Source organism: Streptomyces sp. NPDC005485 (assembly GCF_040606085.1).
Taxonomy (GTDB): Bacteria; Actinomycetota; Actinomycetes; order Streptomycetales; family Streptomycetaceae; genus Streptomyces.
Genome location: NZ_JBEXDZ010000242.1, coordinates 1 through 9,695, shown reverse-complemented (window position 1 = coordinate 9,695; position 9,695 = coordinate 1). Strand labels below are relative to the sequence as shown.

Annotated in this window: 10 protein-coding genes; 4 read left to right on the top strand and 6 right to left on the bottom strand. The window is 71.4% G+C overall.

Going from position 1 to position 9,695, the window contains the following annotated elements:
* From ABZS97_RS41820 to ABZS97_RS41810, 3 genes are all read right to left on the bottom strand, one after another.
* Positions 1-732, bottom strand: a 732-nt coding sequence (locus ABZS97_RS41820; RefSeq protein ID WP_356148329.1) for a hypothetical protein, incomplete at its 3' end; no start/stop codon positions are given.
* Positions 733-769: 37 nt separating this feature from the next.
* Positions 770-1,156: a hypothetical protein gene (locus tag ABZS97_RS41815; protein ID WP_356148320.1), complete on the bottom strand. Its 387-nt coding sequence runs from the start codon at positions 1,154-1,156 to the stop codon at positions 770-772.
* Positions 1,157-1,403: 247 nt separating this feature from the next.
* Positions 1,404-1,640 carry a hypothetical protein gene (locus ABZS97_RS41810; RefSeq protein WP_356148317.1) on the bottom strand — a complete coding sequence of 79 codons (237 nt, stop codon included), beginning with the start codon at positions 1,638-1,640 and terminating at the stop codon, positions 1,404-1,406.
* A gap of 105 nt (positions 1,641-1,745) precedes the next feature.
* Here ABZS97_RS41810 and ABZS97_RS41805 point away from each other — a divergent pair, with 105 nt between their 5' ends.
* Complete coding sequence (locus ABZS97_RS41805; RefSeq protein ID WP_356148314.1) at positions 1,746-2,861, top strand: PHP domain-containing protein; 1,116 nt, start codon at positions 1,746-1,748, stop codon at positions 2,859-2,861.
* 387 nt (positions 2,862-3,248) lie between these two features.
* Positions 3,249-4,208, top strand: coding sequence for an SDR family NAD(P)-dependent oxidoreductase (locus ABZS97_RS41800; RefSeq protein ID WP_356148311.1), 960 nt, complete (start codon positions 3,249-3,251; stop codon positions 4,206-4,208).
* Positions 4,209-4,227: 19 nt separating this feature from the next.
* Here the strand turns inward: ABZS97_RS41800 and ABZS97_RS41795 are convergent, their stop codons facing one another.
* Together ABZS97_RS41795 and ABZS97_RS41790 are read right to left on the bottom strand one after the other, a co-directional pair.
* Positions 4,228-5,061, bottom strand: a complete 834-nt coding sequence (locus ABZS97_RS41795; RefSeq protein ID WP_356148308.1) for an alpha/beta hydrolase — start codon at positions 5,059-5,061, stop codon at positions 4,228-4,230.
* 88 nt (positions 5,062-5,149) lie between these two features.
* On the bottom strand, positions 5,150-7,462 hold the full coding sequence (locus ABZS97_RS41790; RefSeq protein ID WP_356148305.1) for an MMPL family transporter: 2,313 nt from the start codon (positions 7,460-7,462) through the stop codon (positions 5,150-5,152).
* A 228-nt stretch (positions 7,463-7,690) separates the two neighbouring features.
* Between ABZS97_RS41790 and ABZS97_RS41785 the strand changes: the two genes are divergently transcribed.
* Positions 7,691-8,719 carry an SDR family oxidoreductase gene (locus ABZS97_RS41785; RefSeq protein ID WP_356148302.1) on the top strand — a complete coding sequence of 343 codons (1,029 nt, stop codon included), beginning with the start codon at positions 7,691-7,693 and terminating at the stop codon, positions 8,717-8,719.
* Positions 8,720-8,755: 36 nt separating this feature from the next.
* On the opposite strand, the gene ABZS97_RS41780 is transcribed toward ABZS97_RS41785, so the two are convergent.
* Positions 8,756-9,037 (bottom strand): hypothetical protein, encoded by a 282-nt coding sequence (locus tag ABZS97_RS41780; RefSeq protein WP_356148299.1) that lies wholly within the window; start codon positions 9,035-9,037, stop codon positions 8,756-8,758.
* 166 nt (positions 9,038-9,203) lie between these two features.
* On the opposite strand from ABZS97_RS41780, the gene ABZS97_RS41775 reads away from it, so the two are divergent.
* Positions 9,204-9,695 (top strand): MarR family transcriptional regulator (locus tag ABZS97_RS41775; RefSeq protein WP_356148296.1); only part of this gene is annotated, 492 nt, incomplete at its 3' end.

Below are 9,695 nucleotides of genomic sequence, written 5' to 3'. Positions count from 1 at the left end.
AGTCGAAGCGGAAGCGGCCGGGCTGGTTCTCGGAACCGGCCTGGGCGGCCGTCGGACCGAGAGCGTCGCGCAGGGCCTGGTGCGTGAGGTGCGTGTCTTGGCCAGCGCGACCGGCTCCAGCTGTGCGCGCAGGCGGGTGAGGCCGCTCTCGTGTGCGCAGCGCGCGGAGACCACGGGGTCGGGGCGGCTGGGCCGGGGCCCGTGCGCCGGAGTGGCGCAGCGGATCCAACGGGCGGTCGCGGCGCGGTAGTCGGGGTCGCGTCCCATGCGTTGCCGGGCCTCGGCGCGCAGGTTGTTCACGACGACCTGGGCACGGAACCAGCGCCGCTGGTCGCCGTACAACTCGCGCTGCGCCGCGGCGAGGCAGCCGTCGGTGTGGGCGGTGACCGTGTAGCCGGTGGCGAGAGTGACGGAGAGTTCGGGGCGGCCGCGGCCGAAGAGGGCGCCCTGCAACCGCCGGTCGGCTGAGGAGTTGCGCCGGTCGACCGGGGACGTCCGACCGCCGACCGGGGAGCTTCGGCGGTCATCCGAGGACACCGACCGCTCCGAGACCCCCGGGGACGGCCGCAGCGCGAAGCCCTGCCGGGCCAGACACCGGTCGACCAGCAGCCGCTGAGCGGCGTCGATCAGGTCGTCCCTGCCCCGCTCGGTGCCGGGCAGGGCGGGAGCGGTGGCGCGCTGAGCCGTCGCCGTGGCACAGCCCGCCACCGCCATGGCCGCCAGTACCGCCAAGGCCGCAGCGCACCACACGCGAAGGAGTCGCACGGGCTCAGCCGACCTCGCAGCCCATCGTGGTGTCGGCGACGCCGTCGAGACGGGCACCCCAGGGCCAGTTGTCGGCCAGGTCGTGGGCGCGGATCAGCCGGTAGTAACAGGTGCCGCGAGCCCAGTCGATGGCGTACACGTCGGTGCCGGCGTCGGAACGGAAGGATGCCGCTTTGTCGTGCAGGGCATCAGGCACATCCGTGTAACCCGGTGGGGTGTAGCACCACGAAGTGCCGTGCTGCCCGGCAGCGGTCCAGAAGCAGACATCACCGGCGAGCGGCGCACGGTGGGCCGTGGTGCCGGCCGGTACGGCGGCGGCCGATGCGGCCGGGGCGAGAAAAGCGGCCGAGGCGAGGAGGAAGGCTGTGGGCATGGCGAGGCCACGGAACATGACGGCTCCCGGTGGGAAGAGGGGGACGCCGGGGAGGGTCGATCGCCCGGCAAGATCAACGTCCCCTCGTGGGAGCGGGCCCATGCGTGGTTCCCACCGAATGGTGATCTTTCCCGAGGTGCGGGGTCACTCCCCGCACAACAGCTCACAACGGCGCGAAACCGCAGGTCCGCGCGCTCCCTGCGCCCCCGGCCGCCGGGGCGGAGTCGCTGTCGGCCGGACCGTGCGCAGCAGCCCCGGTGCCGTGCTAGCGCGGCTTCCAGGTGAACTTGTCCCCGCCGACCCAGCGCACCACGTCGGGGTCGTCGAGGTCATGGACCGTGATCCCGTGAGCCGAGGCGGTCTCCAGAACGTCGACGATCGTCTGCGCCTCGCCCACCACTTCCCCGTCGATTTCCACGATCCGGAACGGGGGGATACCCGGCTGCACCCCGAGCACCATGATCCGCGGGCTGGAGATGTGGGGGCTCGCGATTTCGGTCATGTGTAGAGCGTAAAACGGTTCCCCCGGGTCAGCCGCAGGGAGGCGCGGGCCCATCCGCCGTGCGCGCCGGCGACGGGTGGGCAAGGCTGGAACAAGGAGGTACCCATGGTGCCGGACCCCAAGGAGCCCCAGGACCCCGAGGACCGCCAGGACCCCCATGCCCCCAAGACGCCCAAGGCCGCCGGGGATCCCGTCGAGGCTCTGGGCCGGATCGCGTATCTGCTGGAGCGGTCCCAGGCCCCCACCTATCGCGTCCAGGCGTTCCGGACCGCCGCGGCCGTGCTCAGCGCCCTGCCCGACCGCGAAGTCGCCGAGCGCGCGGCCGCGGGATCGCTGGAGTCCCTCAAGGGCATCGGCCCGAAGACGGCACAGGTCGTGCACGAGGCGCTGGCCGGTGAGGTACCCGGCTATCTGGAGAAGCTGGAGCGGGAGCGGGCGGCCGAGCCGCCGCACGCCGGCGAGAAGCTGCGGGCGCTGCTGCGCGGCGACTGCCATCTGCACTCCGACTGGTCCGACGGCGGAAGCCCGATCGAGGAGATGGGCCGCGCCGCAGCCCGCCTCGGTCATGAGTGGGCGGTCCTCACCGACCACTCCCCCCGGCTGACCGTGGCGCGCGGGCTGTCCCCCGAGCGCCTGCGCGAGCAACTCTCCGTCGTCGCGGACCTCAACGAGCAGTGGGCTCCCTTCCGGCTGCTCACCGGCATCGAGTGCGACATCCTCGACGACGGCTCGCTCGACCAGGAGCCGGAGCTGCTGGAGCGGCTCGACGTCGTGGTGGTGTCCGTGCACTCCAAGCTGCGTATGGACGCCCGGGCGATGACCCGCCGCATGGTCGCCGCCGTACGCAATCCGCATGCCGACGTCCTCGGACACTGCACGGGCCGTCTCGTCACCGGACGCGGCCGGCCCGAGTCCGAGTTCGACCCGGACGCGGTCTTCGCGGCCTGCGCCGAATCGGGCACGGCCGTGGAGATCAACAGCCGCCCGGAGCGGCTCGATCCGCCACGACGGCTGCTGCGCCGGGCCGTCGAGGCGGGCACCCTCTTCTCGGTCGACACCGACGCCCACGCCCCGGGCCAGCTCGACTGGCAGTTCCGCGGCTGCGCCCGGGCCGAGGAGTGCGCGGTGCCCGCCGACCGCGTGATCACCACGTGGACGGCGGACGAGCTGCTCGCGTGGACCCGTGACCGGACGCTGCCGCAGCGAGAGACGAGCGCGTGAGGCCGTACGGCGGCATACGCCGGCGGGTGCAAGAGCGGCGTACGACGGCGGGGTGCGAGAGCGGTGTCGGTAGCGGTGTCGGTAGCGTGCGGCGGCCGTGACGCACGTCACCGCGCGTGACCTCGCCCCTGGGAACACCCACCGGTAGTTACCCGTTGAACCAACCGTGGGTGCGGATGGGACAGTGTCCCCGGGCCTCACCTATAGCCCACAGGGACGATCGTTCGGCTGAAGCCCTGTGGAGCGTTTCGCCGAGAGGCGACCGCCATGCGTGCCCACCACACACGGCCCCGACCGCGATTCCCCCGTCCGGTCGGGGCCTTTCCCCTGCCCCGGGCGCGGTGTCCGCTTGACTTCGAGTGCGCTCCAATTCGTAGCGTGCAAGGCATGACCACCGCACAGCACAGGATCGGTTCGGGCTTCGGTGCCGACAGCACCGCCGAGGACGTACTGAAGGGAATCGACCTCTCCGGCAAACTCGCGCTCGTCACGGGCGGCTACTCCGGACTCGGCCTGGAGACGACGCGCGCGCTCACCGAGGCGGGTGCCCGGGTCGTCGTCCCCGCGCGGCGCCGGACCGTCGCCCAGGAGGCCGTGGCCGGTATCGACGGGGTCGAGGTCGACGAGCTCGATCTCGGCGACCTGGAGAGCGTCCGCGCCTTCGCCGAGCGGTTCCTCGCCTCGGGGCGCACCCTCGACATCGTCATCGACAACGCCGGGATCATGGCCTGTCCGGAGACCCGGGTCGGGCCCGGCTGGGAAGCCCAGTTCGCGACCAACCACCTCGGGCACTACGCGCTCGTCAACCGGCTCTGGCCGGCGATCGAGACGGGCGGGGCCCGGATCGTCGCCGTGTCCTCGGCCGGTCACCACTACTCGGGGATCCGCTGGGACGACGTGCACTGGAGGAACGGCTACGACAAGTGGGAGGCGTACGGCCAGGCGAAGACGGCGAACGTGCTGTTCGCCGTCCACCTCGACCGCCTCGGCCGGGAGTCCGGCGTACGGGCGTTCTCGCTGCACCCCGGCGGCATCCTCACGCCGCTCCAACGGCACCTGCCCCAGCAGGAGATGGTCGACCGCGGCTGGATCGACGAGGACGGCACCCCGCTGAACCCGGCCGGCTTCAAGACCCCCGAGCAGGGCGCCGCGACCCAAGTGTGGGCCGCGACCTCGCCTCGGCTCGACGGCAGGGGCGGGGTGTACTGCGAGGACTGCGACATCGCCGAGCCCGCTCCTGCGGACGGTACGCGGGTCGGCGTACGCGACTACGCGACCGACCCCGAGCAGGCCGCACGCCTGTGGGACCTCTCGGCGGAGCTCACGGGAGTGAACGCGTTCGCGTGACCTTCCCGCGCCGGCCGGGTCAGGCGCGGGCCATGAACTCCCGCAGATCCGCGTTGAGTTGCTCGGCGTGGGTGGCGAAGAGTCCGTGGCCCGCGTTCTCGTAGACCTTCAGCGTGCCGTCGGGCAGCAACTCTGCGGCCCGGCGGCCGGTGAGGTCCAGCGGCGCCGAGGCGTCGTGGCTGCCGTGCACGACGAGAACGGGAAGGTCGAGTTTGCCCAGGTCGGGCGCGAGGTTGAGGGTGACCACGAGGTCCCCCAGGGCTGCCCCTGCCCGTGCGGTCGCGCCGTGGCAGCGCTCGACCATGGTCTGTACGTACGCCGGTGAAAGCGCGTTCCCGGGAAGGTCCAGGGCGAAGAACGCTCGCGCCCCGTCGGCGAAGAACGCCGACCGGTCACGCCGGAACGTGTCGTTGCCGGCCCGGATGAGCTCCGGGTCGACCCCGCCGGGATGGTCCGCGGACCGCGCCGGGCCCGGCGTCATGCCCGCGACCAGCGCCGCCCTCGCCACCCGCCCGGCACCGTACCGCGTCAGGCAGCGCACGACTTCGGCTGCGCCCAGCGAGTGCCCGACCAGCGTGACATCGCTCAGGTCCAAGTGCCTGAGCAACCCGTCCACGTCATCGGCCAGGCTGTCCAGGTCGAACCCTCCCCACACGTCGTCGGACCGCCCGTGCCCCCGCCGGTCGAACCCGACGCACCGGTAGCCCTCTTCGGCCAGCGGCAGCATCTGGTACTCCCACATCTCCGTACCGAAGTAGGAACTGTTCACGAACACGACCACCGGCCCCGTGGCCGGCCCGTAGTCGACGAAGTGCAGCCGGGCACCATCTACAGGGCTCTCGAAGTACGGCATGGGGAATCTCCCGGAATCCGGTGGCGCGACGAATGGGTACGTCACCGATGATTCCCTGCGGCCTGGTTCGGGTCGATTACCTCGGACGTCATCCCGGCGAGGAACGACCTGCCGAGGATGCGTCCGCCGAGTCGTGCTCGCCCTCCGCGTCGATGTGCGGCAGGATCCGGTCGAGCCACCGCGGAGTCCACCAGGCGTGCCGTCCCAGCAGGGTCATGACCGCCGGAACGAGCAGCAGACGTACGACGGTTGCGTCGATGAGCACGCTCACGGCCAGCCCGAGGCCCAGCATCTTCACCACGATGTTGTCGCTCACGATGAACGCGGCGAAGACGCTCACCATGATCAGGGCGGCACAGGTGATGACGCGCGCGGTGATCTCCAGGGCGTGCGCGACACTCGCCTTGGCGTCCCCGGTGCGCAGCCAGGCCTCGTGGACGCGCGACAGCAGGAAGATCTCGTAGTCCATGCTGAGGCCGAAGATGATCGCGAACATCATCATCGGCACATAGCTCTCGATCGGCACCTTCCCCTCGACGCCCAGCGCGGGCCCACCCCAGCCCCACTGGAAGACGGCGACGACGACGCCGTAGGAAGCCGCGATCGACAGGACGTTGAGGACGGCCGCCTTGACGGCGACCAGCAGTCCGCGGAAGACGGCCAGGATGATGAGGAAGGCGAGCGCCACCACGACGGCGATGATCAGCGGGAGCCGACTCGCGACGATGTCACGGAAGTCGACCTGGGCGGCGGTCGTACCGGTGACGTAGCCCTTGGCGGCGGTGCCGGAGACCGCCTGCGGCAGGGTGTCGTCGACCAGACGGTTCGTCAGGTCGGTGGTGTCCTGGCTCTGCGGGGCTTCTTTGGAGTAGACCGTGCCGACGAGTACGTCGCCGTCCTTGGTCGTCGTCAGTGGCGTGACCGTGGCGGCTCCGGCCACGTCGTTGAGTGACTTCTGTGCCTGAGAGGACAGGGCGGAGCGCTGGTCCGAGGGCACCTTGGTCTGGTCGATGACAACGGTCAGCGGGCCGTTGGAGCCGGGGCCGAAGGCGTCGGACATGATGTCGTAGGCCCGGCGGTCCGTGAACGACGTGGGGTCCGCGCCGTCGCCGATGTGTCCCAGCTGGATGGACAGCACCGGGATGGCCAGCACCAGCACCGTGACGACTCCGCCGACCAGGAACCACCAGGGCCGGCGTTCCACACGCTGGGCGTAGCGGTGCCAGGTGCCCTGCACGGGTTCGCCCGCGGCGGCGTCCGTCTCCGCGACGGGGCGGCGTACCCGGTAGCGGTCGATGCGCTTGCCGATGAGCCCCAGCAGGGCCGGGACCAGCGTCAGGGCACCGATGACGGCGGAGACGACCGTGACGGCCGCCGCGAGGCCCAGTTTGCCGATGAAGGAGACCCCGGAGACGGACAGCCCGGCGAGGGCGATGATCACCGTGCAGCCGGAGACGAGTACGGCGCGGCCGCTGGTCGCGGTGGCCCGTCCGGCCGCCCGGACCGGGTCGTGGCCGTCCATGAGGTTCTGCCGGTGACGGGTGATCAGGAACAGCGCGTAGTCGATGCCGACACCGAGCCCGATCATGGTGGCCAGCGTCGGCGACACCGTGGCGAAGGTGAAGGCGGCCGCCAGCAGGCCGAGGCACGCCAGGCCGCCCACCGCGCTGATCAACGCGGTCAGCAGCGGGATTCCGGCCGCCAGCACGCTGCCGAAGCCGACAAGCAGCACGACGATCGCCACGGCGAAGCCGATCAGCTCGCTGACCCTGTCGTCGGCCGCCGGCCTGGCCAGTTCGCCGAGCGGACCGCCGTACTCGACGTCGACACCCGCCGCCCGCAGCGGCTGGACGGCGTGGTCCACGCCGTCCAGGTACGACTCCTGCAGCGTCGAGGGCTGCACGTCGAAGCGCACGGTGATGTAGCCGGTCTTCGCGTCGCCGGCCAGGGGCCCGACGTTCTGCGGGGAGGACTGGCCGGAGGCGTTGCCCTGCTGCTGGGACTGGTCGGCGGACGACTGCGTGCCGGACGACGGCAGGGGGTTCTGCGCCGAGAGTACGTGCGGCAGTTTCTGCAGGTCGGAGACCGTCTGACCCATCTGAGAACTGAGGTCCGTCAGGGGTTTTTTCGTGTCGCGCAGCACGATCTGGCTGCTGTAGCCCCCGGCCGCCGGGTCATGCTGCTTGAGGACGTCAAGGCCCTGCTGGGACTGGACGCCGGGGAGCGAGAAGTTGTCCGAGTAGTCCCCACCGAATGCGTGGTTGAGAACCTGCAGCGCCGCCAGGGCCACCAGCCAGGCCACGATGACGATCACGAAGTGCCGGGCGCACCACTCCCCCAGCCGCCGAAGCCTTCCGGGTGCGCCTCGCCCACCCCCTGTGGTGGCACGAAGCGTCGACATGGGCCGCTCCCAACGGGAGACACTTCCGACTCGTTCATTAAACGCCGCCCTGATCACGACGTCCTGTCGAACTCGTCGCTGCCCACGGGGTACGCAGTACCGCCTCGTACGCGGGTGCGGCTTCCCCTGTCCACCGCGTGGATCCGTGCCGCCCGGGTACTCGGCCGGTTCCGCCCCGCGGCGTGCGGTGACCGTGCGCGGCGGCCGTTCCCACGAGAGGAGCCGAAGGTGAGCAGCGAACCGGGCCGCAGGATCGTCGTCACGGGCGCCACCGGCAATGTGGGCACCAGTGTGGTGCGCCTGCTCTCCGAGGACCCGGAGGTCGGGTCCGTACGGGGTGTGGCGCGCCGGATTCCTGAGTGGTCGCCCGCCAAAACGGAATGGTCCGCGGTCGATCTGGCATCCGAACAGGCTGATCTCGTCAAGGAGTTCGAGGGCGCCGACGCCGTGATCCATCTGGCGTGGGCGTTCCAGCCGACACACGACCCGGCCACGACCTGGCGCACGAACGTGCTCGGGAGCATCCGCGTGTTCGAGGCGGTGGCCGCGGCCGAGGTGCCCGCCCTCGTGCACGCGTCCTCGGTCGGCGCCTACTCGCCGGGGCCCAAGGACCACGCGGTGGACGAGTCCTGGCCCACGCACGGGTGGCCGGACGCCGCGTACTGCCGCGAGAAGGCGTATCTGGAACGCGCCCTGGACATCTTCGAGCGCGAGCACCCGGGGACCCGGGTGGTGCGCATGCGGCCCGCGTTCCTCTTCAAGCGGGAGTCGGCGAGCGAGCAGCGCCGCATCTTCGGCGGGCGTCTGCTGCCCGGGCCGCTCGCGCGCCCCGAGTTGCTGCCGTTCCTGCCCGACATCCCGGGGCTGCGGGTGCAGGCCCTGCACACCGATGACGCGGCCAAGGCCTACCATCTCGCGGAGCGTTCCGACGCGCACGGTGCGTTCAACCTGGCCGCCGAGCCGCCGGTGGACGCGGAGATGCTGGGCGACCTGCTCGGCGCCCGCCGGGTCCGGCTGCCGCGCACCGCGGCGCGCTCGGCGATCGCCGCCGCGTGGGGTCTGCGGCTGCTGCCCGCGTCGCCGCATCTCTTCGACGCCGTCCTGCGGCTGCCGTTGATGGACTGCACCCGTGCGCGCGCCGAGCTGGGCTGGCGGCCGGTGCGCTCCGCCGACGAGGTGCTGGAGGAGTTCCTTCAGGGCATGCAACAGGGTGCAGGGGCGAAGACCGACCCCCTCCAGGGGCACAAGGTCGGCTGAGGGCCCCGGCCCGTCACCCGCGGCCGGTCGCCCGGGTCAACCGGGGGACTCCTCCGGACCCGGGTGTTCGGGGTGGACGGTGTCCGAGCGCGGGGCGCCCTGCCTGCCTGTCCCCGCCTCGTCCGTGTCGGGCACGTCCGTCGCGGGTTCGGCCTCGGCCGCGCTCTCGCCCTCTTCGTCCTCCTCGTCGTCCCTGCGTCCGGGCGACGAGGTGCCGACGTCCCAGGGGTCCTCGCCCCCGGTGACCTGCTGGTCCGGCATGTCCCGCGGAATCGGGTCGCCGTTCTCGCCGTGGGTCTCCAGCCGGTGCTCGGTCACGGTGCGCACCTTTCCTCAACAGGTCTGCCGGATCCGCGGACCCGGCCTGGGCGAGGCGCGAGTACCTCGGCAATGACCAGCAAAACCACGCGTTCGTCGAGCCCTCGCTCTCACCCTCGCCCGAGATACATAAGCCATTTAAATAAGTTGCTGATACATTATCCCCGTGACGCCGCAGAACCCAGAGGCCGACCACCTCGACCACCCTGACATCCCGCTGGACATCGACATCGACGACTTCACGACGGTCGTGGAGACGTTCGCGGGGATCTTCATCCGGCTTCCGTCCGTCGAGAAGCTGAGCTTCACGACGCTGTCGGTGCTGCACACCCTGACGCACAACGGCCCCAAGCGGCTGTCCGAACTCACGGCGACCGAGCAGGTCAGCCAGCCCGCCATCACGCAGCTGGTCGCCCGGCTCGAACGCGACGGCCTGGTCGAACGCGGCCCCGACCCAGCTGACCGCCGTGCCGTACTCGTCCGGGTGACCACCGCCGGCGCGCGGATCGTGCGCACCCGCCACCGCGACCGGGTCACCCAACTGGCCGGGCTCTTCGACCAGTTGACCCCTGAGGAGCGGGGGGGCGGCGGGGCCCCGGCGGCCCCCCAGGATGGGGTGGGCGCGCGGGGGGCCCCCCCCCCCGCAGCGCCGGCGCGC